24 protein-coding genes are annotated in these 23,780 nt (G+C 72.0%); 11 read left to right on the top strand and 13 right to left on the bottom strand.

Translation table 11 applies throughout. From position 1 onward, the window contains the following. Nucleotides 1–94 precede the first annotated feature (94 nt). On the bottom strand, nucleotides 95–547 hold the full coding sequence (locus tag ADK36_RS30285) for an Lrp/AsnC family transcriptional regulator (RefSeq protein ID WP_048581295.1): 453 nt from the start codon (nucleotides 545–547) through the stop codon (nucleotides 95–97). A gap of 82 nt (nucleotides 548–629) precedes the next feature. Here ADK36_RS30285 and ADK36_RS30280 point away from each other — a divergent pair, with 82 nt between their 5' ends. After that, nucleotides 630–1,253, top strand: coding sequence for a LysE family translocator (locus tag ADK36_RS30280; RefSeq protein ID WP_048581294.1), 624 nt, complete (start codon nucleotides 630–632; stop codon nucleotides 1,251–1,253). Nucleotide 1,254: 1 nt separating this feature from the next. On the opposite strand, the gene ADK36_RS30275 is transcribed toward ADK36_RS30280, so the two are convergent. Continuing rightward, complete coding sequence (locus tag ADK36_RS30275) at nucleotides 1,255–1,737, bottom strand: nitroreductase/quinone reductase family protein (protein WP_048581293.1); 483 nt, start codon at nucleotides 1,735–1,737, stop codon at nucleotides 1,255–1,257. After that, the gene (locus ADK36_RS30270; RefSeq protein WP_048581292.1) at nucleotides 1,734–3,008 is read right to left on the bottom strand and encodes an acyl-CoA dehydrogenase family protein; all 1,275 of its coding nucleotides are present in this window, start codon (nucleotides 3,006–3,008) and stop codon (nucleotides 1,734–1,736) included. The genes ADK36_RS30275 and ADK36_RS30270 overlap by 4 nt, the downstream gene beginning before the upstream one ends. A 109-nt stretch (nucleotides 3,009–3,117) precedes the next feature. On the opposite strand from ADK36_RS30270, the gene ADK36_RS30265 reads away from it, so the two are divergent. Genes ADK36_RS30265 through ADK36_RS30255 form a run of 3 tightly spaced genes read left to right on the top strand, consistent with a single transcriptional unit; the run spans nucleotide 3,118 to nucleotide 5,440 of the window. Continuing rightward, nucleotides 3,118–4,293, top strand: coding sequence for a thiolase C-terminal domain-containing protein (locus tag ADK36_RS30265; RefSeq protein ID WP_048581291.1), 1,176 nt, complete (start codon nucleotides 3,118–3,120; stop codon nucleotides 4,291–4,293). Nucleotides 4,294–4,315: 22 nt separating this feature from the next. Next, nucleotides 4,316–4,741 (top strand): pyridoxamine 5'-phosphate oxidase family protein, encoded by a 426-nt coding sequence (locus tag ADK36_RS30260; protein WP_048581290.1) that lies wholly within the window; start codon nucleotides 4,316–4,318, stop codon nucleotides 4,739–4,741. 33 nt (nucleotides 4,742–4,774) lie between these two features. Further along, on the top strand, nucleotides 4,775–5,440 hold the full coding sequence (locus tag ADK36_RS30255; RefSeq protein WP_048581289.1) for a pyridoxine/pyridoxamine 5'-phosphate oxidase: 666 nt from the start codon (nucleotides 4,775–4,777) through the stop codon (nucleotides 5,438–5,440). Nucleotides 5,441–5,459: 19 nt separating this feature from the next. Here ADK36_RS30255 and ADK36_RS30250 read toward each other — a convergent pair whose 3' ends face one another. The 6 genes from ADK36_RS30250 to ADK36_RS30225 all read right to left on the bottom strand — a co-directional run bounded on the left by ADK36_RS30250 (nucleotide 5,460) and on the right by ADK36_RS30225 (nucleotide 10,307). Beyond that, nucleotides 5,460–7,064 carry a serine/threonine-protein kinase gene (locus ADK36_RS30250; RefSeq protein WP_048581288.1) on the bottom strand — a complete coding sequence of 535 codons (1,605 nt, stop codon included), beginning with the start codon at nucleotides 7,062–7,064 and terminating at the stop codon, nucleotides 5,460–5,462. Between the two features lie 116 nt (nucleotides 7,065–7,180). Then, nucleotides 7,181–8,065, bottom strand: a complete 885-nt coding sequence (locus tag ADK36_RS30245; protein ID WP_048581287.1) for a GNAT family N-acetyltransferase — start codon at nucleotides 8,063–8,065, stop codon at nucleotides 7,181–7,183. Nucleotides 8,066–8,214: 149 nt separating this feature from the next. Further along, nucleotides 8,215–8,820, bottom strand: coding sequence for a GNAT family N-acetyltransferase (locus ADK36_RS30240; protein ID WP_048581286.1), 606 nt, complete (start codon nucleotides 8,818–8,820; stop codon nucleotides 8,215–8,217). Nucleotides 8,821–8,843: 23 nt separating this feature from the next. Further along, the gene (locus ADK36_RS30235; protein WP_048581285.1) at nucleotides 8,844–9,278 is read right to left on the bottom strand and encodes a Zn-ribbon domain-containing OB-fold protein; all 435 of its coding nucleotides are present in this window, start codon (nucleotides 9,276–9,278) and stop codon (nucleotides 8,844–8,846) included. Then, nucleotides 9,278–9,724, bottom strand: a complete 447-nt coding sequence (locus ADK36_RS30230; RefSeq protein WP_048581284.1) for a DoxX family membrane protein — start codon at nucleotides 9,722–9,724, stop codon at nucleotides 9,278–9,280. The genes ADK36_RS30235 and ADK36_RS30230 overlap by 1 nt, the downstream gene beginning before the upstream one ends. Nucleotides 9,725–9,878: 154 nt before the next feature. Next, on the bottom strand, nucleotides 9,879–10,307 hold the full coding sequence (locus ADK36_RS30225; protein ID WP_048581283.1) for a hypothetical protein: 429 nt from the start codon (nucleotides 10,305–10,307) through the stop codon (nucleotides 9,879–9,881). Between the two features lie 202 nt (nucleotides 10,308–10,509). Between ADK36_RS30225 and ADK36_RS30220 the strand changes: the two genes are divergently transcribed. From ADK36_RS30220 to ADK36_RS30195, 6 genes are all read left to right on the top strand, one after another. Continuing rightward, on the top strand, nucleotides 10,510–10,830 hold the full coding sequence (locus ADK36_RS30220; RefSeq protein WP_048581282.1) for a GYD domain-containing protein: 321 nt from the start codon (nucleotides 10,510–10,512) through the stop codon (nucleotides 10,828–10,830). Nucleotides 10,831–11,011: 181 nt separating this feature from the next. Beyond that, nucleotides 11,012–12,202: a flavin-containing monooxygenase gene (locus tag ADK36_RS30215; RefSeq protein ID WP_048581281.1), complete on the top strand. Its 1,191-nt coding sequence runs from the start codon at nucleotides 11,012–11,014 to the stop codon at nucleotides 12,200–12,202. Between the two features lie 160 nt (nucleotides 12,203–12,362). Next, nucleotides 12,363–13,871, top strand: a complete 1,509-nt coding sequence (locus ADK36_RS30210) for a flavin monoamine oxidase family protein (protein ID WP_048581280.1) — start codon at nucleotides 12,363–12,365, stop codon at nucleotides 13,869–13,871. Between the two features lie 156 nt (nucleotides 13,872–14,027). Next, complete coding sequence (locus tag ADK36_RS30205) at nucleotides 14,028–16,253, top strand: acetate--CoA ligase family protein (RefSeq protein WP_048581279.1); 2,226 nt, start codon at nucleotides 14,028–14,030, stop codon at nucleotides 16,251–16,253. A gap of 25 nt (nucleotides 16,254–16,278) precedes the next feature. Then, complete coding sequence (locus ADK36_RS30200; protein WP_048581344.1) at nucleotides 16,279–17,202, top strand: enoyl-CoA hydratase/isomerase family protein; 924 nt, start codon at nucleotides 16,279–16,281, stop codon at nucleotides 17,200–17,202. Between the two features lie 109 nt (nucleotides 17,203–17,311). Beyond that, the gene (locus tag ADK36_RS30195; protein ID WP_234329927.1) at nucleotides 17,312–17,956 is read left to right on the top strand and encodes a flavin reductase family protein; all 645 of its coding nucleotides are present in this window, start codon (nucleotides 17,312–17,314) and stop codon (nucleotides 17,954–17,956) included. A 105-nt stretch (nucleotides 17,957–18,061) separates the two neighbouring features. On the opposite strand, the gene ADK36_RS30190 is transcribed toward ADK36_RS30195, so the two are convergent. Beyond that, nucleotides 18,062–19,372, bottom strand: coding sequence for an MFS transporter (locus tag ADK36_RS30190; RefSeq protein WP_048581277.1), 1,311 nt, complete (start codon nucleotides 19,370–19,372; stop codon nucleotides 18,062–18,064). A 71-nt stretch (nucleotides 19,373–19,443) separates the two neighbouring features. Here ADK36_RS30190 and ADK36_RS30185 point away from each other — a divergent pair, with 71 nt between their 5' ends. Then, nucleotides 19,444–20,502 (top strand): GlxA family transcriptional regulator, encoded by a 1,059-nt coding sequence (locus tag ADK36_RS30185; protein WP_234329926.1) that lies wholly within the window; start codon nucleotides 19,444–19,446, stop codon nucleotides 20,500–20,502. On the opposite strand, the gene ADK36_RS30180 is transcribed toward ADK36_RS30185, so the two are convergent. The 3 genes from ADK36_RS30180 to ADK36_RS30170 all read right to left on the bottom strand — a co-directional run bounded on the left by ADK36_RS30180 (nucleotide 20,492) and on the right by ADK36_RS30170 (nucleotide 23,744). Further along, a complete protein-coding gene (locus ADK36_RS30180) occupies nucleotides 20,492–21,541 on the bottom strand; it encodes a Zn-dependent alcohol dehydrogenase (protein WP_048581276.1) in 1,050 nt (349 codons plus the stop codon). The genes ADK36_RS30185 and ADK36_RS30180 overlap by 11 nt on opposite strands. Continuing rightward, nucleotides 21,541–22,692 (bottom strand): acyl-CoA dehydrogenase family protein, encoded by a 1,152-nt coding sequence (locus ADK36_RS30175; protein ID WP_048581275.1) that lies wholly within the window; start codon nucleotides 22,690–22,692, stop codon nucleotides 21,541–21,543. The genes ADK36_RS30180 and ADK36_RS30175 overlap by 1 nt, the downstream gene beginning before the upstream one ends. A gap of 140 nt (nucleotides 22,693–22,832) precedes the next feature. Next, entirely contained in the window at nucleotides 22,833–23,744 is a 912-nt protein-coding gene (locus ADK36_RS30170) for an SDR family NAD(P)-dependent oxidoreductase (protein ID WP_048581274.1), read from the bottom strand. Between the last annotated feature and the right edge of the window lie 36 nt (nucleotides 23,745–23,780).

Genomic DNA, 23,780 nt, shown 5'->3' with positions numbered 1-23,780 from the left:
TCATAGCGTGAACTAAGCGCCAGGACACGACACTTGGGCCGCACACCGCGGCATGCGCCGCTCACCCGGGAAGGCAGAGGCCGGTCCCGCACGACTAGGCGGGCAGCGGCCGGTCCCGCACGACATGCTTCATCACCAGCGTCGACGTCAGCCGCTGCACCCCCGGCAGCGTGGCCAGGCGGTCGTCGTACAGCTGCTGGTAGGCGGTGAGGTCGGCGGCGACGACCCGCAGGAGATAGTCCGGTTCCCCGAACAGCCGCTGCGCCTCCACCACATGCGGGATGCCGGCCAGGGCGGTTTCGAACTCGGCGACCGTGTCCCGGTCCTCCTGGCGCATGGAGACGAAGACCAGCGCCTCGAAGTTCAGCCCGACCGCGGCCGGGTCCACGACGGCCCGGTACCCGCTGATGGCGCCGCCCCGCTCCAGCTCCCGCAGCCGCCGGTGGCACGGCGAGACGCTGAGCCGCACCCGCGCGGCCAGCTCGGTCACGGTCAGCCGCCCGTCCTGCTGAAGCTCGGCAAGGATCTTTCTGTCCACGTCGTCCATGAGGAAGATCTTCCCTCACAACCGCCGATCATGGGCAAACTTCGACAACACTTTCGGGCCATTCCGACCTAATCTCGCCACCATGGACTCCGGACTGCTCATTTCCTTCCTCGCCATCGACCTGCTCCTCGTCTGCGTGCCGGGCGCCGACTGGGCGTACGCGATCTCCGCCGGGCTGCGCGACCGCTCCCCGCTGATGGCGGTGACGGGTCTGGTCACCGGGTACGCGCTGCACACGGTCCTCGCGGTGGCCGGTCTGGCGGTGCTGGTGGCGAGCGAGCCGGCGCTGCTCACCGCGCTGACGGCCGCGGGCGCCGCGTATCTGGTGTGGCTGGGGTGGGGGGTACTACGCCGGCCGGGCACACCGGGGGCGGCCGAGGAGGCCGTGGCCACGAGCCGGGGCCGTGCCTTTCTGCGCGGGGCCACGATCAGCGGGCTGAACCCCAAGGGCCTGCTGCTCTACCTGTCCGTGCTGCCGCAGTTCCTGCTGACGAAGGGCGACCACCTGCCGGTCCCCGCCCAGACCGCCGTACTCGGCCTGCTCCACATGGCGTGCTGCGCGGCCGTCTACCTCACGGTGGGCCTCGCGGCCCGCGCCGTCCTCGGCGCCCGCCCGGCAGCGGCCCGCGCCGTCGCGCGCACGTCCGGGGCGGCCATGCTGGGCATCGGCGCGTTCCTGCTCGTACAGCGACTGGCCACGCTCTGACCTACGACCCCTGGGACCTGCGGACGATCCTGAAGAGCCGGATCTCCCGCTCCACCCGGGCCTGGTACGTCGCGTACGGCGGCCAGAACGCGAGCGCGGTCTTCCAGACGGCCGCCCGCTCCTCGCCCTCCAGCAACCGGGCGGTGACCGGGATGTCCCTGCCCTTCCAGCTGACCTCGGCATCGGGGTGGACGAGGAGATTGTGGGTCCAGGCGGGGTGACCGGTGCGGCCGAAGTTCGAGCCGACGAGGATCCAGGAGCGCCCGTCGTCCTCGGGCATACAGGCGAGCGGCGTACGGCGGGCCTGGCCGCTGCGGGCCCCGGTGGAGGTCAGGATCACGCCGGGCAGCATCTGGGCGCTGAGCAGCACCTTTCCGCGGGTGAGCCGGTGCACGGCACGGTCGAGCACCGGGATGACGTGCGGGGCGACTTTGGCGAAGCCCCGCGTCGAGGACACCTTCTGCACGACCCGTACGCCGATCACACCGCCACCTCCTGGGCGTCGAAGAGCCGGGCGGCGTCGGCGGCGTGCGCCCGCAGGTGGTGCACCGGCCCGAACAGCAGCTCGTCACCGGCGGCCCGCTTGAAGTACAGGTGAGCCTCGTGTTCCCAGGTGAAACCGATGCCGCCGTGGAACTGGATGCCTTCGGCGGACGCGGTTCGGAGTGCTTCCAGGGACTGCGCGAGCGCGAGGCGCTCCGCGTGGGGTGCCGGGTTGTGCCGGTGGGCGGCTGCGGGTTCGTTGTGGCTGGTCGCGCCCACGCGGCGGAGCCGCACATCGACACCGCCCGCGCCCCTGGAGGGTGTTGCGGCCCAGGCTGCGTAATAGGCCGCTGATCTTGCTGCCTGGACCTGCACGTATACGTCTGCCAACCGGTGCTTCACCGCCTGGAAAGAGCCGATCGGTCTTCCGAACTGCTCTCGCTGCTTGACGTACTCCACGGTCCGGTCCAGTGCGCGGTCGGCTGCACCCACGGCCTCGCAGGCCAGTACGGCGGCTGCGAGGGCCCCGACACCCGCCAGCGCGTCCAGCACGTCCGCGCCCTCCTCCCCCAGCAATGCCGCTTCCACGTCCCGGAGTTGAACTCGCCCCTGTGGCCGGGTCGCGTCCAGGGCGGTCTGCCGTACGCGTGCGACGCCCGCCGCGTCCCCCTCCACCAGGAACAACAGCGTCCGCGACCGGGCGAACCCCCCGGCGTGCGCGGCGACCAGCAGCAGTCCCGCGCTGTGCCCGTCGAGTACCTGGTCGACCTGCCCGTAGAGCCGCCAGCCGCCCTCCGCCCGCCGGGCCTGCACGCCCCCGGCCCGGCCGCCGCCGGCCCAGTCGCCGCCGTTGTCGCCGGTCAGGGCGAGGGCGGTGGCGAGGGCGGGGCCGGGGACGGCGAGGGTGGCGGTGAGCGTGCCGGAGGCGAGGCGGGGCAGCAGGGCGGTGCGCTGGACCTCGGTGCCGAGGGCGGCGATCAGCGGGGCGGCGAGGACGGCGGTGGCGAGCAGCGGGGAGGGGGCCAGGAAGCGCCCCGTCTCCTCACAGGCGAGGGCGAGTTCGGTCGCCGAGCAGCCGACGCCGCCGTACACCTCGGGGAGGGCGAGTCCGGGCAGGCCGAGCTGTTCGGCGAGGGCGGTCCAGAGGGCGGGGTCGTGCCCGGCCGGGGCGTCGACGGCCGCACGCAGCTCGTGGGGGCCGCAGCGGCTGTGGAGCAGCTCGCTCAGGGTGCGGCGGATCTCGTCCTGCTCTGGGGTGAAGCTGGCGTCCATGAGCTCTTCCCTCCGGCTCTTCCCCTCCAGAGGCTCTTCCCTCCAGATCTGACGGAGCGTCATATTAGGAGGGCCGGAACGAGATGCCCAGAGGTTGGAGGCTCCTCTCATGACGTCCGCGAGCCGGAAAGTCGCCGTGGTCGGCGTTGCCCTCTCCGACTGCGGCCGGGTGGACGACGCCACCCCGTACGCCCTGCACGCCCAGGCGGCCCGCCGCGCGCTGGCCGACGCCGGGCTGGGCCGGCAGGTGGTGGACGGCTTCGCCTCCGCCGGACTCGGCACCCTCGCCCCCGTCGAGGTGGCCGAGTACCTGGGCCTGCGCCCCACCTGGGTCGACTCCACCTCCGTCGGCGGCGCGACCTGGGAGGTGATGGCGGCCCACGCGGCGGACGCGATAGCGCGGGGGCACGCGAACGCCGTACTCCTCGTCTACGGCTCCACCGCCCGCGCCGACATCAAGGCGGGCCGGCGGACCGGAAACCTGTCCTTCGGATCCCGGGGCCCCCTTCAGTTCGAGGTCCCGTACGGCCACACGCTCATCGCCAAGTACGCCATGGCCGCCCGGCGTCACATGATCGAACACGGCACGACGGTCGAGCAGTTGGCGGAGGTCGCGGTCCAGGCGCGGGCGAACGCGGCCCTGAACCCGGAGGCGATGTTCCGCGACCCGATCACGGTCGACGACGTGCTCGACGGGCCGATGATCGCCGACCCCTTCACCAAGCTGCACTGCTGCATCCGCTCCGACGGCGGCGCGGCGGTGCTGCTGGCCGCCGAGGAGTACGTACGGAACTGCCGTACGGCCCCGGTGTGGGTGCTCGGCACCGGGGAGCACGTCTCGCACGCCGCGATGTCCGAGTGGCCCGACTTCACGGTGGGCCCGGCGGCGGTCAGCGGGCGGCTCGCCTTCGAACGGGCCGGGGTGCGGCCGCAGGAGATCGACTTCGCCGAGATCTACGACGCCTTCACCTACATGACCCTGGTGACGCTGGAGGACCTCGGCTTCTGCGGGAAGGGCGAGGGCGGGGCGTTCGTGGAGAAGGGGCGGCTGCTGGTGCGGGGCGGGGAACTGCCGGTCAACACGGACGGGGGCGGGCTGTCGGCCCAACACCCCGGGATGCGGGGGCTGTTCCTGCTGGTGGAGGCGGTGCGGCAGCTGCGGGGCGAGGGCGGGGAGCGGCAGGTTCGGGCGCGGCGCGACGGGGGTTTGCCCCGGCTGGGGGTGGCGTCGGCGACCGGGGGATGGTTCTGCTCGTCCGGGACGTTGGTACTGGGCAGGGATTGACGACGACCGAGAGGAAACAGGCATGGCCCTGACCCGGGAAGAGCGTGAACAGTTCCTTGCCGAACCCCATATCGCCGCGCTGTCGGTCGACGCGGGCCCGGGGCGCGCTCCGCTGACCCTGCCGATCTGGTACCAGTACGAGCCCGGCGGCGACATCTGGGTCATGACCGGCCTGGACACCCGCAAGAACCAGCTGATCCAGGCGGCCGGCCGCATCTCCCTGATGATCGACCGGCTCGAACCCACCATCCGGTACGTGTCCGTCGAGGGACCGGTCGTCAAGACGACCCCGGCCACCCTCGAACAGCTCCGCGAGATCTCGGCCCGCTACCTCCCGGCCGAGAAGGTCGACGGCTATGTCGACTTCGCCTGGAAGAACCACGGCGAGCAGGTCGTCATCCACATGCGGCCCGAACGGTGGGTGTCGTCGGACCTCGGCCAGGTGTGAGCCGGGGCGGCGCCCGCACGTGACAATCGCGGCATGGGAAATGAACTGCATGAGCTGCTGAGGTCGCTGCGGGTGTGGGACCCGGCGGTCACCGCGTTGCCGGACTTCGACCCGGCCACCGCGCCCGCCGACCCGCTCGCCCTGTTCACGGCCTGGTTCGCGCAGGCGGTGGCGGCGGGGCAGGTGGAACCACACGCCATGTCCCTCGCCACGGCCGACGAGGAGGGGCTGCCGGACGTACGGACCGTGATGCTGCACGGCGCCGACGCGTCCGGCTGGTCCTTCGCGACGCACGTCGACAGCGCCAAGGGCCGCCAGCTCACGGCCCGCCCGTACGCGGCCCTCGGCTTCTACTGGCCGGCCCAGGGCCGCCAGGTGCGGGTGCGGGGCCCGGTGACGGCGGCCCCGGCCCAGGAGGGCCAGGCAGACCTGCACGCCCGCTCGACCGGCGCGCTGGCGGCCGCGCTGACCGGGCGCCAGAGCCAGGTCCTGGGCTCGGCGGAGGAACTGGCGCGGGCCTCCGGGTCGGCGTGGGAGCGGGCCCGGCACGAACCCGACGCCCCGGTGCCGACCTGGACCCTGTACCAACTGCGCCCCGACCGGGTGGAGTTCTTCCAGGGGGACGCCGCGCGACGGCACGTCCGGCTCAACTACCGCCGTACCAAGGAGGGTTGGGTCCAGGAGCTGCTCTGGCCTTAGGGGGGTCCTGAAAGGCCCCCTAGTCACGCAGATGGATACCGTTGACGGCGGTGTCGAAGACCGGGCGGTACTTGTCCCACTGCGCGGCCGGTGCGGAGAGGTAGATGGCGTACTGGGTGTTGTCGGCACCGTTGATGGCCAGCTCGACCCCCCGGTACCCCCGCACCCTGCCCTGGAAGGTGAACTCCCAGTACCCGGCGGTCCGTCCGCGGAACGTCGTGCGGCTCATCCTGACGCGCTCGTAGCCCGCGTTGTCGCGGCGCGTCTGGGCCTCCTCGGTGTCACGCCAGTGCTGGAGCGGATCGGTCCCCGCGAACTCGACCTCCTCGACCCTCAGGCCCACCAGCCCGGTCGGGTCGATGTAGGCGACCTCACCGGTTTTGGGCACCTTCTGGGCCTTCCAGCCGTCCGGCACGGGAACGGAGAACCCCTGGCCGGCCTTCACGAGGTGGTATCCGGCGGGAAGCGGCGACGGAGAGGCGCCCGCCTCCGAAGAGGTGCCGGAGCCGTCGGAGCTGCCCGAGGTTCCGGACCCGGACCGGGAGGAGGTCGGGGAGGAGGCGCCGTCGCCCGGCGGAGTGTCATCGCCCCCGGGCCGCAGCAGTACGGCGCCCGTCGCCGTGGCGGCGATCACCAGTGCCGAGGCGATCCACAGGGCCGTGCGGCGGCCGCGCTTACGCCCCGGCGCGGCGGAGGCGACGCCGGGAACGGTGGGGGTGGGGGTGGGAGTCGCGGTGGCGGTGGCCGGGGAGGTGGCGTGCACCCGCTCCGGTCGCGTGGGCGGATCGAGGGGGACGGTCGCCTCGCCGGCCACCCGGCTCAGGAGGTGCTCGGCCTCCCGGGCGTCCATGCGCAGGCCAGGCTCCTTCACCAGCAGGCCCTCGATCACCGGGGCCAGGTCCGCGGCGCGGCGCGGCGGCTCGTGCGGGTCGGCGGCGATGGCGTACGCCGTCTCGATCGCCGTGTCCCGGCGGAACGGCGGCCGCCCCTCGACCGCCTCGTACAGCGTCGTCCCGAGCGACCACAGGTCGCAGGCGGGACCGGGCTCGGCGATCCCGCTGCGCAGGCGTTCCGGCGCCAGGTACTGGATCGAGCCGACCAGTTCCCCGGTCCGGGTCAGGGACGGTGTTCCGGACTCCACCGCGATCCCGAAGTCGGTGAGGACGATACGGCCGTCGTGCCCGAGCAGGACGTTGGCCGGCTTGACGTCCCGGTGCAGCACGCCCGCGTCGTGCGCGGCGCGCAGCGCGGCGGCCATACCGCGGCCGATCCGAGCGGCCTCGCCCGGCGGCAGGGCGCCCTGGCGCTTCAGTACGTCCCCGAGCGTGACCGAGGGGACGTACTCCATGACGATGCACGGCAGGCCCTCGTCGTCGACGACGTCGTGCACGACGATCACATGGGGGTGGGTGATCTTGGCCGCGCTGCGGGCCTCACGGCGAGTGCGTTCGTAAAGCCGCTGGACCTCGTCCTCGTGCAGGTGGGGCGGGACGTGCAGCTTCTTGAGGGCGACGTGCCGGTTGAGCACTTCGTCCTCGGCCCGCCACACGGTGCCCATGCCACCACGGCCCACGCGCTCCACCAGCCGGTACCGGTTGGCTATGAGCCTCCCCAGATCGGACACCCTGAGACCTACTTTTCCCCGTACACGCGAGCACTCTTCGAACAGATTGCAGATGCACCATAGCGCGTACGGATCACCCGGCCGCGGCAGCGGATCGCAGGGCTCGACGACAGGCCCTAAGCCCTGCCCGGGAAGCCCCGCGTCCCCCGGAAGTCGTACGCCGTGAAGTCGGCCACCGCCCGATATCCGATGCGCTGGTATAGGCCGTTGCTGGTCTGGTTGGCGAGGTTTGTGAAGAGCAGTACCTCGCGTACCCCGGAGCCGAGCACGGCCCGGCTGACCTGGGCGGTGACCGCGCCCGCGTAGCCGCGTCCGCGCAGCTGGGCCGGGGTGTAGACGGGGGCCACCCGGACCTGTCCGGCGACCACCGGGGTCACGCCGGCCATGGACAGCGGGGTGCCGTCCTCGCCCTCCCAGAAGGTGACGCCGCCGTAGGAGATCCGCGAGTCGGCCCAGGCGGCGGCGTCACGGGCGGCATGGTCGCCGACGGCCGCGACGAACTCGTCGTACCAGCGGACCAGTTCCTCCCGGTCCTCCTCGCCCGCGACCCGCGCCCGGCCCGCCGGGAGGGGCTGCGGCATGGTCAGGTTGCCGAGCCGGTACAGGCGTTGGCGCTGGCTTACCGTGGCCCGGCCGCCCGCGAGGCGGCGCCAGGCGGCGGCGAAGGCCTCGGCGGTCTCACGGGCCGCGACGACTCCGGGCACCGAGTGGCCGAGGGCGGCCAGGTGGCCGGCGAGGGACTCGGCCTCGTCGGGGGTGAGCGGCGTGACGTTCAGACGGAAGGGCGGGGTGCGGAAGTAGGCGGCGCGCACCTGCCCGCCCACCTCCAGCACACCGAACACCGGCGCCTCGTCGCCGTACGCGCGCAACCCGCCGGTGCGCAGCGTCTCGGTCACCGTCAGGGCGACGGTGTGCAGATCGGGGCGTGAGCGCAGGAAGCCACCGGCATGGGAGAGGAAGCCGCTGAGATCCTGGGTGCAGTACCAGTCGTCCGGGCGCATACCTCATGATCTCGCGCCCCGGGTGCGGCTGTGCACCCTTTTCCGCCGCGGACACGAAGCCGACACAAGAACCCATCCTCAGGCGGGGGTTGGGGGTATACGGGTTCACGGCGGCGCGGGTCCACAGGTTGACGTCCGCATCCGTCGCCCTACACCTCGACGTCCGGGTCCGTCGCCAGCCGCGCGTGCAGATGCACGTCCCGGTACGCGTCGTACCGCCCCGCCTCCCACATCGCGCCCCGCAGGGTCCCCTCGTGGCGGAAACCGCAGCGCTCGGCGACACGGCAGGAGGAATCGTGGCCGACGGCATGGCCGAGTTCGAGCCGGTGCAGGCCCAGACCGGGCTCGGCGACGGCCCAGCGGGCGACGAGGGCGAGCGCGCGCGTGGCCACGCGGCGGCCGCGGGCCTCGGGGAGCACCCAGTAGCCGACGCGGGCGGAGCTCATGACCCGGTCGATGACGTTGACGCCGATGTGTCCGAGGGGTGTGCCGGTCGCCGCGTCGGTGACGCAGTACGCCGCCGAGGCGCCCTCGCAGGTCTTCCGTGCGGTGTCGCGGAGTGACTGCAGGGCGCTGTCGCGGTCCGTGGTGATTCTCAGCGGGGTGTTCCAGCGCTGGAACTCCGGGTCGATGCGGCCCCGGAACCAGCTCTCGGCGTCGGCCTCGGAGTCCGGGTCCCAGGGACGCAGGCGCAGGCCGTGGCCGTGCAGGTCGGGGAGGGGGAGGGTGGCGGGGCGTATGTCGGCGTGAGGCATACGGCCATTGAAACCCGTGCCGGTCAGCCGGCCGGACGGAACACCGGCACCCCGTCCCGGAAGGCGACCGAGAGCTCCGTCCCGGCCCGCAGCCGCCCGGCGTCCCCGCACTCCACCACCTCGGTCATCATCCGCGGCCCCTCGGCGAGATCGACGACCGCGGCGACGTACGGCGTCCGCTCCCCGAAGGGCGGCAGGTCGTTGCGGTGCACGACGGACCAGGTGTAGAGGGTGGCCCGGCCGGTCGCGGGCTCCCAGTCGACGTCCTCGCTCCAGCAGTGGGGGCAGAACTCCCGGGGGTAGTGGTGGGCCCGCCCGCAGGCGCGGCAGCGGCGCACCAGCAGCCGCCCCTCGGCCGCCGCGTCCCAGTACGTACGGGTGAAGGCGTCGGCTTCCGGAACGTCGAAGCGCGGGGCGTTCGGCGGGGAGTTCGGCGGGCCGTTCAGCGGGGCGCTCATCAGAACAGCCCCAGCGCGCTGTCCACCGACCACGACTGCCACGACATCCCGAACAGCGCGACCAGCGAGATCAGCGCCATCATCGAGTTCTGCCCCTGCTCGCCCCAGTCGTGGATCATGAGGGTGAAGTAGAGGACGTTGAGCAGCAGCCCGCCGACGAGGGCGATCGGGGTCAGGAACCCGAGGATGAGCCCGAGTCCCAGGGCCAGCTCCGCGTACAGCACCACGTACGCCATCGTCCGCGGCCGTGGCGCCACGACGGCCTCGAAGCCGGACCGTACGGCGTTCCAGCGATGCTTGGCCGCCACGTCCGCCGCCCAGGAGATCCCCGCCCCCTCGAACCAGCTCTTCTTGTCCTTGTGCCGCCAGCTCTCCAGCCACCACAGCCCGAGGCCTATCCGGAGCACGGCCAGCCATTCCGCACCTGTGAGCCAGATCGCGTCCATGAATCTGACGGTACGTCAGATGAGTGGAGCCTGACAATCGCTGTGCATCCGGGACGGATCCCCGGCACCGTGGCATGCCAGGAATCGACGCCGACTCATGCCATCCCATGCCATCCCCTGCCAGGGATCGGTGCCGGCCAGTGCGCGGCCCGGCTCAGCCTGGCCGACCGATGCGCGGAGCGATGACGGAGCTGATCACGGCGGAAAGGGCGGCGGTCACCGCGAAGGTCCCGAGCATGACCATCCCCACCCCGACCCCGTACAGGCCACTGGCGTCGTCCGACCAGTCGTAGCAGGCCGCAACGGTCAGACCGGCCGTGGTGCCGAGCACAGCGCCCGTGACGTGACGCCAGGCCGCCCAGGACACCGGCACCAGCAGCGTCAGCACCAGCCCGATCACCTGCCACGCCTCGTAGGGGCCGGTCGTGCTCCCGTCGGGCTGTACGTCGCGATGCTGATCCCAGCCCAGCCAGGCGGCCCACCCCGCCAGCGACACTCCAGCCGTCACAAGGAACGGCAGCAGCAGGGGAACAGATCCGTGTGGTCCGTCCGGTTCGTGTGGTCCTCGATGTCCTTGGCGCATGGTCCGAGCGTCGCCGCCTCGCCTGATCACCGACAGAGCGCAAGTACTCAGGCCCACCCGAGTACATGAGCCATGGCGTCCGGCGTCCGGGCTCCGGGCTCCGGGCTCCATCGGGTGAATCCTTCCCGTCCCTGAGCGGCCGCCGCCGCGCCAGGGGGAAGGTCATGCTGCGTACCGGACACGCGAGGTCAGGAAGCAGCTCATGCCCAAGTTCCTCATCCAGGCGACCTACACGCCCGACGGCGCGAAGGGTCTGCTCAAGGAAGGCGCGAGCGGCCGCCGCGCCGCCGTCGACCGGGTCGTCAACGACCTCGGCGGCAAGGTCGAGGCCATGTACTTCACCTTCGGCGAGGACGACCTCGTGTGCATCATCGACTTCCCCGACGCGATCTCCATGGCCGCCGTCAGCCTCACCGTCAAGGCCAGCGGCGCCCTCCACACCCAGGCCACCCCGCTCCTCACCCTGGACGAGATCGACAAGGCCACCCGCCGCCAGGTCACCTTCCGCGCCCCTGGCGAGTAACTCCCCGGACGCGGCGACGAGTTCGCCCCTCACCCGCACCCTCCCTCGCCCACTCCACCCCCACAACCAGGAGATCTACGCCACAGATCCCACCCACCCCTCCTACAGCCGTGATCGATCCGCAACCAATTCCGGGCTTGACCGAGACCCATCAACCGGCTGCGTGATTACGCTCCCGGACATGGCCGACTCCACAGCGTCCCCGACCCCCACGGACCGCCCCGTCTACGTCATCGGCGGCGGCCCCGGCGGACTCTCCGTCGCACAGGCGCTGCGCGCCCAGGGGCTGCGGGCCGTCGTGCTGGAGAAGTCGGACCGGGTCGGCGCGTCGTGGCGGCGCCATTACGACCGGCTCCATCTGCACACCACCCGACGGCTGTCGGGCCTGCCGGGACTGCCGATGCCGCGTCGTTTCGGGCGCTGGGTGTCGCGGGACGACGTCGTGCGCTACCTGGAGAAGTACGCCGAGCACCACGACCTGGAGATCGTCACCGGCGTCGAGGTGTCCCGCATCGAGCCCGCACCGGACGGCTCCGGCTGGCTGCTGCGCGCGACCGGCGGTCGTGAACTGACCGGTGCCGCGGTCGTCGTGGCCACCGGCCACAACCACACCCCGCGCGTCCCGGACTGGCCCGGCCGCGCCGACTACTCCGGCGAGCTCCTGCACGCCGGCGAGTACCGCAACCCGGCCCCCTACGCGGGCCGTGACGTGCTGGTCGTCGGCGTCGGCAACACCGGTGCCGAGATCGCCGTGGACCTGGTGGAGGGCGGCGCCGCACGGGTACGGCTGGCGGTCCGCACCACCCCGCACATCGTCCGCCGCTCCACCGCCGGCTGGCCGGCCCAGCGCACGAGCATCCTCGTACGGCGGCTGCCGGTCGGGCTCGTCGACCGGCTCGCCAAGCCCGTGGCCAGGCTCAGCGTGCCGGACCTGTCGGCCCACGGGCTGCCGCGCCCCGACTCCGGCCTCTACAGCCGGGTCAAGGACGGCGCGATCCCGGTCCTCGACGTCGGCCTCATCGACGCCGTACGCAAGGGCCGTGTCGAGATCGTGGCCGCCGTCGACGGCTTCGAGGACGACAAGGTGCTCCTGGCCGACGGCAGCCGCGTCTCCCCGGACGCCGTCATCGCGGCCACCGGGTACGTCCGTGGACTCGAAGGGTTCCTCGGCCACCTCGACGTACTCGACCCGCGCGGCAAGCCGGTCGTCCAGGGCGCCCGGACGCCCGCCCACGCCCCCGGCCTGTACTTCACCGGCTACACCAACCCCATCAGCGGCAACCTCCGCGAGATGGCGATCGACGCCCGGAAGATCGCGAAGGCCATCGCCCGAGACGGCAGCCGACGCGTCTCCCGGCTGCCGGTGACATAGACACCCTCAACTCTCTTACGTATATCCCCTGTTACTTGCGAGTCAGTTGTGACGGGAGAGCTGTACCGCGCCGCCGCACGGGGCCAGAATGTGAGCACTGTTCAACTTTTCTGCTCCACCTTCTCTGCTCCGCCCCCTCTCGCCCTGACGGAGGACGCACGTGGCAAGCGAACGACAGTTCCCCCGAAACCCCCGACTCTCCCGGCGCTCCCTCCTCGGCGGCGCAGCCGCCGCGGCCGGTGCCGCCACCCTTACCGCGACCGGATCCGGTACGGCCTCGGCGGCCACCACCCGCCAGGCCGACGTCGCCATCGTCGGCGCCGGCCTGGCCGGCCTCACCGCGGCCCGTGACCTGGTGGCCGCCGGCAAGTCGGTCGTCGTCCTGGAGGCCCGCGACCGGGTGGGCGGCCGGGTCGTCGGCCTGGACCTGGCGAACGGTGGCGTCACCGAGGGCGGTGGCGAGTTCATCGGCCCCACCCAGGACCGCATCAAGGCCCTCGCCGACTCGCTCGGCGTCCAGACCTTCACCACCTACAACACCGGCGACAACCTCCTCTACAAGGACGGCAAGAAGACCCCCTACGCCACCGACGGCATCCTCGGCGCGGTCCCGCCCATCGACGCGGCCGGGCTCGCCAACGCCGCGATCGTGCAGGCCACGCTCGACGACCTGGCCAAGCAGATCCCGGTCGACGCCCCCTGGACCGCCGCGAAGGCCGACGAATGGGACCGGCAGACCTTCGAGACCTGGCTGCGCGCCAACGCCGTCGTCCCGTCGGCGAAGTTCCTCTTCGACGTGGCCTGCACGTCGATCTTCTCGGCCGAGCCCCGTGAACTCTCCTTCCTGTTCGTCCTCTTCTACATCGCCGCCGCAGGCAACTCCTCGAACCCCGGCACCCTGGAACGCCTCACCGAGACCGCGAACGGCGCCCAGGAACTGCGCTTCGTCGGCGGCTCCCAGCTGGTGCCGATCAAACTCGCCGCCACGCTCGGCGACCGGGTGGTGCTCAGCGCCCCGGTGCGCACGATCGCCCGGTCCGGTGGCGGCTACGTCGTCACGGCCGACGGCGTCACCGTCACCGCCAGGAAGGTCGTCGTCGCCGTACCCCCGCCCATCGCCGCCCGTATCACCTACGACCCCGTGCTGCCGGCCTCCCGCGACCAGCTCACCCAGCGCCTGCCGATGGCCTCGGTCGGCAAGGCCATCGCGATCTACGACACCCCCTTCTGGCGCGCCGACGGCCTCAACGGCCAGGTCGTCAGCGACACCGGCGTGATCAGCTCCACCTTCGACAACTCCCCGCCCGACGCCTCCTACGGCGCGCTGATGGGCTTCATCGAGGCCGACGAGGCCCGGAAGCTGGACGCGGCGAGCGAGGCGGAGGTCCGGGCGGCCGTGCTGAAGGACTACGCGAGGTACTTCGGCGAGAAAGCGGCCTCCCCCACCTCCTTCGTCCTGCAACGCTGGAACAACGAGCCCTACACCCGCGGTGGCCCCGTCTCCATCGCCGCACCCGGCGTCCTGACCCAGTACGGGCCCGCCCTGCGCGCACCCGTCGGCGGCATCCACTGGGCCGGCACGGAGACATCCACGCACTGGATGGGCTTCATGGACGGGGCGGTGCGGTCGGGTGAGCGGGTGGCGAAGGAGGTGTTGACGGTGCTGTGAGCGACACCGGCCAAGCGGCGTCGCCCGAGCACGGCCCGCCGCGGCATGCCCGACGCTCCACCAACTTTGCGTGCACAGCCGTTCCTGACACGGTGTCAGTTCCTTTAATCTGACACTGCGTCAGTTAATCGCTGTCACACAGGAGCGGGCGGACCGATGCTTGGATCAACCCACGGCACCCTCACCACCGACTCCCGCCGGGCCCGGGTCATCGCCTGTGGCGAGCAGCCCGGGCCCGCCGTCCACGGCCGGCCCGCCGAGGTCGACGATCTCGACGTCAGCGGCCGTCCGCTGTACTCCGACGTGCCCGATCTGGACCGCTTCTTCCGGCCGGAGTCGGTCGCCGTGATCGGCGCCTCCGACGCCGAGGGGCGGCCCAACACCGGTGTCACCCGCCAGCTGATCGCCTGGTCCGAGCGGGTCGGTGCCCGGCTCCACCCGGTGCATCCGAGCCGCCCGTCCGTCTTCGACATCCCCTGCTGCCCTTCCGTCGCCGACCTGCCCGAGCAGGTCGATCTCGCCGTACTGCTGGTCGCCGATCCCCTTCCGGTGATCGAGGAACTGGCCGAGGCCAAGGTGAAGTTCGCCGTCGTCTTCGCCTCCGGGTTCGCCGAGACCGGCGAGGAGGGCGCCGCCGCCCAGGACCGGCTCGCGGCCGCCGTCCGGCGGTCCGGGATGCGGCTGCTCGGACCCAACACCAACCTCAACGCCTTCGAGCGGTTCCGGGACGACCTGGACGGTCCCGCGATCGCCCTGATCACCCAGTCCGGCCACCAGGGCCGCCCCGTCTTCGCCCTCCAGGAGCTCGGCATCCGCCTCTCCCACTGGGCGCCCACCGGCAACGAGGCCGACCTGGAGACCGCCGACTTCATCTCCTACTTCGCCGAGCGGCCCGAGGTGGGCGCCATCGCCTGCTATGTGGAGGGCCTCAAGGACGGCCGCTCGTTCCTGCTCGCCGCCGACCGTGCCGCCCGCCGCAAGGTGCCCGTCGTCGCCGTCAAGGTGGGCCGCACCGAGACCGGCGCCCGCACGGCCGCCTCACACACCGGCAAGCTGACCGGCGCGGACGCGGTGGTGGACGCGGCGATGCGGCAGTACGGGGTGATCCGGGTCGACGGCCTGGACGAACTCCAGGACACCGCGACCCTGTTGGCCCGCGCGCGGCCGCCCCGCGCCGACGGCGTGGTCGTCTATTCGATCTCGGGCGGCACGGGCGCGCACTTCGCCGACCTGGCGACCGAGGCAGGGCTGCGGCTGCCGGCGCTGTCGGAGGCCAGGCAGGCCGAGCTGCATCAGTGGATACCGGAGTATCTGAGCGTGGCCAACCCGGTCGACAACGGCGGGCACCCGGTCGGCGACTGGCGCGGCCGGAAGATCATCGACTCGATCCTCGCCGACCCCGAGGTCGGGGTGCTGATCTGCCCCGTCACCGGCCCCTTCCCGCCGCTCAGCGACCGGCTCGTGCAGGATCTGGTGGACGCCGCCGAGCGGACGGACAAGCTGGTGTGCGTGGTGTGGGGGTCGCCGGTCGGCACCGAGCCCGCGTACCGCGAGGTCCTGCTCGGGTCCTCGCGGGTGGCCACCTTCCGCACGGTGGCGAACTGCATCACCGCCGTCCGTGCCTACCTCGACCACCACCGCTTCGTCACCGGCTACCGCTCCCCCTTCGACGAGGCCCCGCGCACGCCCTCGCCGTCCTTCCGCAAGGCGCAGGCATTGATACGCCCGGGCGAGCAGTTGAGCGAGCACGCGGCGAAGCAGCTGCTGCGGGCGTACGGGATCCGCGTCCCGCGCGAGCAGTTGGTGACCAGCGCGGCGGCGGCCGTGCGGGCTGCGGGGCTGGTCGGCTACCCGGTGGTGATGAAGGCGTCCGGCGCGCGGATCGCCCACAAGACCGAGCTCGGCCTGGTCAAGATCGGACTGACGTCCGCCAGCCAGGTCCGGGACGCCTACCGCGAGTTGACCGACATCGCCCGCTACGAGGACGTCTCCCTGGACGGCGTCCTGGTCTGCCAGATGGTCGAGCGGGGTGTCGAGATGGTCGTGGGCGCCGCGCACGACGACCTGTTCGGTCCGACCGTGACGGTCGGACTGGGCGGGGTGCTCGTGGAGGTGCTGCACGACACGGCCGTACGCGTGCCGCCGTTCGGTGAGGAGCAGGCCCGGGACATGTGCGCGGAACTGCGGGGGCGGGCCCTCCTCGACGGGGTCAGGGGGCGGCCCCCGGCGGACCTCGACGCGCTCGTGGAGGTCGTCCTGCGGGTGCAGCGCATGGTGCTGGAGCTCGGGGACGACCTCGCGGAGCTCGACATCAATCCGCTGATGGTGCTGCCCAGGGGGCAGGGCGCGGTGGCGCTGGACGCGTTGGTCGTGTGCCGCTGAGATGCGTACCGACGAGGAAGTGAACATGCCTGGATCCCCCCGTGTGTCCGGAAATTCCGTCGAGTCATTGGTACTGCACGCCACTGACAATCAGGTCCGCCGCATCACCCTCAACCGCCCCGAAGCCCTCAACGCCATCACCCCTGACCAGCGCGAACGCATCATCACCCTGCTCGCCGAAGCCTCCGCGGACCCGGACGTCCGGGCCGTCGTCCTGACCGGCACGGGCCGCGGCTTCTGCACGGGGGCGGATCTGCGGGGCGGCGCCGGAGGGCCGTCGGCGGCCGGTGAGCGGAGGGCCGGTGAGCAGGTGGGCGGTGAGCGAGTGGGCGGTGAGCGGAGGGCCGGTGAGCAGGTGGGCGGTGAGCGAGTGGGCGCTGACCGAGTCCCCGGCGACGTGGCCCGTACGATCCGGCTCGGAGCCCAGCGCCTCATCGCCGCCGTCCTCGACTGCGAGAAGCCGGTGATCGCGGCGGTGAACGGCACCGCGGCGGGCCTCGGCGCGCATCTCGCGTTCGCCTGCGACCTCGTACTGGCCGCCGAATCGGCCAGGTTCATCGAGGTGTTCGTACGACGCGGCCTCGTCCCCGACGGCGGCGGGGCGTACCTCCTGCCGCGCCTGATCGGCCCCCAGCGGGCGAAGGAGCTGATGTTCTTCGGCGACGCGCTCAGCGCAGCGGACGCGGAGCGGCTCGGCCTCGTCAACCGCGTCCTCCGGGACGACGAGTTGGACAAGACGGCGCGCGAGTGGGCCGAGCGCCTCGCCACCGGCCCGACCCGCGCCCTCGCCCTCACCAAGCAGCTCGTCAACGCCTCCCTCGACACCGACCGCGCCACCGCCTTCGCGGCGGAGGCGGCCGCGCAGGAGATCAACATGACGACGGAGGACGCGCGGGAGGGCGTGGCGAGCTTCGTGGAGCGCAGGAGCGCCGAGTTCAGGGGGCGGTGAGCATCGAGTACAGGGGAGGGTGAGGGTAGCCCCGGCCCGCTCCCCGCGCCGCCCAGGGCGGTCGCACCCCTTCCTATCTGACGGGCCGTCAGGTTCAATGGTCGATGTGATGGGACACGCAGGAATGGCCGCCGCCGCCGTCCGTTACCTCAGGTCGGCCGACGCATCGCCCGTGACGGCGCTGCCGCGCCCGGCACTTCGCTGCGTCGGCGAGGACGAGCGGGCGCCGGTCGGGCAGGCGGAGTTCCGGCGGGTACTCGGGAACTTCGCGACGGGCGTGGCCGTTGTCACGGCACCAGGAACCACCGACGACCCTCAGGCCCCCGTCCCGACAGCGACCCCAGCCGCAGCCGCAGCCCCGGGCTCCGCCCCCGCCGGTTTCGCCTGCCAGTCCTTCTCCGCCCTCTCCCTCGACCCGCCCCTGGTCGCCTTCATGGTCGGCCGGACATCGACGACGTGGCCGCGCATCGCCCGCGCGGGCGTCTTCTGTGTGAACGTCCTGAGCGCCGGCCAGGGCGAGTTGTGCCGCGCCTTCGCGGTGAGCGGCGCGGACAAGTTCGCGGGGGTCACCTACGACGCGGCCCCCGTCTCCGGCTCACCGCGCCTCGCGGGCACGCTCGCGTGGATCGACTGCACGATCCACGCGGTGCACACCGGGGGCGACCACCTCATCGTCGTAGGCCGGGTGGACGCCCTGGGGGCGAGCGACGAGGACGAGGCGCCGCTGCTGTTCCACAAGGGACGGTTCCTCTAGCCCTTCTCCGGACAGCCGGACCGCCGGACCTCCGGACCTCCGGGCCTCGGGGCCTCGGGGCCTCGGGGCCTCGGGGCCTCGGGGCCTCGGAGCGTCCGGACCTCCCTAGGCCGCCATCGCCACGGGAGCCGGCCTCCGCCGGATCACCAGCGCCATCAGCGCCGCCGCCGCGCACAGCGCGCCCGACGCGTACCAGACGACGTCGTATGTGCCGAAGACGTCCCGCGCGACCCCGCCGAGGACGGCCACCAGCGCGGCTCCGACCTGGTGGGAGGCGAGGACCCAGCCGAAGACGATCGCGCTGTCCTCGCCGTACTGCTCCCGGCACAGGGCGACGGTGGGCGGGACGGTGGCGACCCAGTCGAGGCCGTAGAAGACGATGAAGAACAGCATCGGCGGGTGAACGCTCGGCGCGAGCAGCATCGGGAGGAACAGCAGCGAGACGCCGCGCAGGGCGTAGTAGACCGCGAGCAGGCGGCGCGCCTCGAAGCGGTCGGTGAGCCAGCCGGAGGCGATCGTGCCGATCACGTCGAACACGCCGATGACCGCGAGCAGCGAGGCGGCGGCCGGGACGGGCATGCCGTGATCGTGGGCGGCGGGCACGAAGTGGGTCTGGACGAGGCCGTTGGTGGAGGCGCCGCAGATCGCGAAGGTGCCGGCGAGCAGCCAGAAGGGTCCGGTGCGGGCCGCCTTCAGCAGAACCGTCACGGCGCGGCGGGCGGCGCCCGGTACGGGGTCCGGCTTGGGCACGAACTCCTTCGCGCCGTACGGCTCCAGGTCCACGTCGGCCGGGTGGTCACGCAGTAGCAGCAGGACGAAGGGGACGACCGCGAGGGCCGCGAGGGAGACCGTGACGGCGGCCGGGCGCCAGTTGCCCCCGTCGACCATCAGGGCCATCACGGGCAGGAAGATCAGCTGGCCGGAGGCCGAGGCTGCGGTGAGGATGCCGGTGACCAGCCCGCGCCGCTCGGTGAACCAGCGGTTGGTGACCGTCGCGGCGAAGGCCAGCGCCATCGAGCCGGTGCCGAGGCCCACCAGCAGACCCCAGCACAGCAGCAGTTGCCAGGCCGCCGTCATCCAGTACGTCAGGCCCGAGCCGAGCGCGATCAGGATGAGCGCGGACGCGACCACGCGGCGGATGCCGAAGCGGTCCATCAGCGCGGCGGCGAAGGGGGCGGTGAGGCCGTACAGGGCCAGGTTGATGGAGACGGCGGCCCCGATCGTGCCGCGCGACCAGCCGAACTCCTGATGCAGCGGGTCGATGAGCAGCCCCGGCAGGGAGCGGAAGGCGGCCGCGCCGAGGATCGTCACGAAGGCGACGGCGGCGACGAACCAGGCGCGGTGGATGCGCGGGCGGCCCGGCCCGGCCGGGGAACTGTCGACGGTGGCGGCGGTGGCTTCGGTTGTCTGCGTCACGACAACGAGCTTCGGGCCTGCGCGGCCGTGAAGCCATTGGCCCGAAGGACAGCATTCGTTAGGATCGGGCCATGAGCAGTGAGCCGGAGAACCAGGAGCGCGAGCCCGAGCCCGAACGCGAGCCCGAGCCCGAGTTCCGCCCGCACCGCATCGTCGTCCTGGCCCTGGACGGCCTGCTCCCCTTCGAGTTGGGCATCCCGCACCGCATCTTCGGCCGCCCCAAGGACGCGCTGGGGCGGCTCCTCTACGAGGTCGTCACCTGCTCGATCCGGCCGCCCGGCCCGGTGCAGACCGACGCCGACTTCGCCATCCACGTCGAGCACGGGCCGGAGACCCTGGCCACCGCCGACACCGTGATCGTCCCGGCGTCGTACGAACTCGGCCCGGTCTTCGAGGACGGTGTACTGACCGACGACCTGGCCGCCGCACTCGCCCACGTCCGCCCCGGCACCCGGTTCGCCTCCATCTGCACCGGCGTCTACGTCCTGGCCGCAGCCGGCCTGCTCGACGGCCGCCCGGCCACCACGCACTGGGCCGACGCCGAGCGCTTCCAGCGGCTGTTCCCGAAGATCGAGGTCGACGCGGACGTCCTGTTCATCGACGACGGCGAGGTGCTGACCTCGGCCGGTGTCGCGGCCGGGATCGACCTGTGCCTCCACATGGTCCGCCGCGACCATGGCACGGCGGTCGCCAACGACGTGGCCCGCCGCACCGTCGTACCGCCCCACCGGGACGGCGGCCAGGCCCAGTACATCCACCGCCCGGTCCCCGACCCGCAGCAGGCGTCCACGACGACGGCCCGCGCCTGGGCCCTGGGCCGCCTCCATGAGCCGATCCAGCTGCGTGACATGGCGGACCAGGAGGCCATGTCGGTGCGCACCTTCACCCGCCGCTTCCGTGAGGAGGTCGGCGTCAGCCCCGGCCAGTGGCTCACCCAGCAGCGCGTCGAACGCGCCCGTCACCTCCTGGAGTCCACCGACCTCTCGGTCGACCAGGTGGCCGGGGACGCCGGATTCGGTACGGCCCAGTCGATGCGGCAGCACCTGCAGGCGGCGCTCGGCGTCACGCCCACCAGCTATCGGCGCACGTTCCGCGCGGAGGGCCGCGTCGACGTCCAGGTCAGAAGGTGAGCACTCCCCGAGCCACCTTCCCCGCCTCAGCGTCCGCCGCCGCCCTCTCGAACTCCTCCACGGGATACGTCTGCGTCACCAGTTCGTCCAGCGACAACCGCCCGTCCCGGTACAGCTCGGCGTACAGCGCGATGTCCCGCTGCGGTCTCGACGACCCGTACCGGCACCCCAGGATCGACTTGTCCAGGTACATCGACGACACGACGAAGGACGCCTCGGCGCCGGCCGGGGGAACCCCCAGCAGAACCGCCTGACCGTGCCGGTCGAGCAGATCGACCGCCTGCCGGATGAGCTCCACCCGCCCCACGCACTCGAAGGCATGGTCGGCCCCCGTCGGCAGCAGTTCCCGCACGCCCTCCGTCGAGGTCAGGAAGTCGGTCGCCCCGAACTGCCGCGCCACCGCCTCCTTCGCCGGATTCGCGTCCACGGCGACGATCCGCAGGGCACCCGCGATCCGCGCCCCCTGAAGAACGTTGAGGCCGATACCGCCGGTCCCGATCACGACCACGCTGTCCCCGCGGTCCACCTTCGCCCGGTTGAGGACGGCCCCCACTCCCGTGAGCACCCCACACCCGATCAGCGCGGCGGACGGCATGGGAATGTCCTTCGGGATGCGAACCACCTGTACGGCCTTCACCACGGTCCGTTCCGCGAAGGCGGAGTTGGACGCGAACTGGAAGACGGGCCGCCCTCCTTGGGTGAAGGGCTGCCCGGGCCGCCCGATCGCCTGCCTGCACATCGTCGGCCTTCCCCGGTCGCACTCCGCGCACGTACCGCAGTTGGCGAGCGTGGACAGCGCCACATGGTCGCCGGGGCCGACATGGGTGACCCCCACACCCACCGCTTCCACGACCCCCGCCCCCTCATGGCCCAGCACCACAGGAACCGGAAAAGGTATGGTCCCGTCCACCACAGACAGATCGCTGTGGCACAACCCGGCGGCCGAGATCGCGACCAGCACCTCGCCGGGCCCCGGATCCCTCACCGCCAAGTCGTCCACGACCTGGACCCGCTTCCCGTCGAACACCACACCGCGCATCAGACGACCCCCTTGGGCTCCCTGGGCAGGCCGAGCACCCGCTCGGCGATGATCGTGCGCTGAACCTGATCGGATCCGCCGTAGATGGTGTCGGCCCGGGAGAACAGGAACAGCTGCTGAGCCTCGTCGAGTTCATACGGCACGGAGGCCGACCACTCCTTCGGCCCGACCCCACCTGCCGCGCCCCGCACCAGCATCGCCAGCTCCCCGAGCCGCTGATGCCAGCCACCCCACAGCAGCTTGGTCACGCTGGGCGCCCCGGCGTCCCCGGACCGCCCCAGGGTGCGCAACGCGTTCCAGCGCATCACCCGAAGCTCGGCCCACTGCCGCACGAGCCGCTCACGCACCACGGGATCACCGACCGCCCCCGTCTCCACGGCGGCCCGCACCACCCGCTCCAACTCCTGGGCGAACCCGACCTGCTGGGCCAGCGTCGACACCCCCCGCTCGAACCCGAGCAGGCTCATCGCGACGCGCCAGCCACCGCCCACTCCCCCCACGACGTGCTCCGCACGCGCGCGTGCCCCGTCGAAGAACACCTCGTTGAAGTCACTGGTCCCCGTCATCTGCCGAATGGGCCGCACCTCGATACGCCCCGGCTGATCCATGGGAACGAGAAGGAAGGACAGCCCGTGATGCCGGCTCGACCCGGGGTCCGTACGGGCCAGCACGAAACACCAGTCGGCCTCATGAGCAAGAGAGGTCCAGATCTTCTGCCCCGTGACCCGATACGCCCCGTCCGCCCCCACCTCGGCCTTGGTCCGAACCCCCGCGAGATCCGACCCCGCCCCGGGTTCGCTGTACCCCTGACACCACAACTCGTCCCCAGCCGCGACCGCCGGCAGAAACCGCGCCTTCTGCTCCTCGGTGCCATGCGCGATGAGGGTGGGCGCCAGAAGCTTCTCCCCGATATGCCCGGACCGGGCCGGCGCCCCCGACCGCGCGTATTCCTCGGCCCAGACGACCTGCTGGGTGAGGGTGGCGCTCCGATTGCCGTAACCGCCCTCGGCCCAACCAAGCCCTATCCAGCCGGCTTTGCCGAGAGTCCGTTCCCAAGTCCGCCGGTCCTGGGCGTCCTTGCGGTACTCCTCAAGCCACGCCCGCACTTCCAACCGAAACGCTTCATCCTCCGCCGCGAACCCGAAGTCCATAGGGGTCTCCTCGCAATCTCCGGCTTGGAACAACGCCCTTCTTCAGGGGCGCGGGGCTGTGTCGATTTGCGGCTCCGCCGCGTGGGCGCGACAAGCCACGATCAACCCGCAGCCGCCATACGACCTTCCGCCCCGAGCCATTAGGCGTTGGGCCGTGCCCCCTCGGCCGCAGCCCGCCGCATCTCCCGCACCCGCTCCAGCATCGGCATCGGATCCACCCCCACCGACCCCGGCAGAACCTCCGCGATCCGCTCCGGCGTCCAACCCCCCACCGCATAGGCCGAGCGCAGCTCCCGCGGCTGAGCCCACACCGCGATCTTCGGCCCCGCCACGGTGTACACCTGCCCCGTGATCCCCTGCTCCGCCGCCCCGTCCGACAGCAGATAGACCACCAGGGCGGCCACATCCTCCGGCTCCCCGATCTCCGTCAGCTCCATGGGAACCCCGGCCGACATCCGCGTACGGGCGACGGGCGCCACCGCATTGGCGGTCACCCCATACCGGTTCAAGCCCAGCGCAGCGCTCCGCACGAGCGAGATGATCCCGCCCTTCGCCGCGCTGTAGTTCGCCTGCGACACCGACCCCTGATGATTTCCGCTGGTGAACCCGATCAAGGTCCCGGCCCGCTGCTTCCGCATCACCGCCGAAGCGGCCCGGAACACCGTGAACGTCCCCTTCAGATGAGTGGCGACCACCGGATCCCACTCCTCCTCGGTCATGTTGAACAGCATCCGCTCACGCAGGATCCCGGCGACACAGACCACACCGTCGATACGTCCGTACGACGCCATCGCGACGTCGACCACCCGCTGTCCGCCCGCCATCGTGGAGATGTCGTCGGCGACCGCGACGGCTTCCCCGCCCGCCGACTCGATCTCCTTGACCACGGCCTCGGCGACCTCGCTGGTGGGTGAGGCACCCTCCACCGACACCCCGTAGTCGTTGACGACGACCCGCGCCCCCTCGGCGGCCGCCGCGAGCGCGACGGCCCGCCCGATACCCCGACCCGCGCCCGTCACGGCGACGACCTTGCCTGCCAAGAAGTTCCCCATGCCCCGGCCCCTTCCCGCAGTTTCTGACGGTCCGTT

The organism is Streptomyces viridochromogenes (assembly GCF_001270495.1).
GTDB lineage: Bacteria > Actinomycetota > Actinomycetes > Streptomycetales > Streptomycetaceae > Streptomyces > Streptomyces viridochromogenes_A.
The sequence above is the reverse complement of the archived record's forward strand: the minus strand, read 5'-3'. Positions and strand labels throughout refer to the sequence as shown.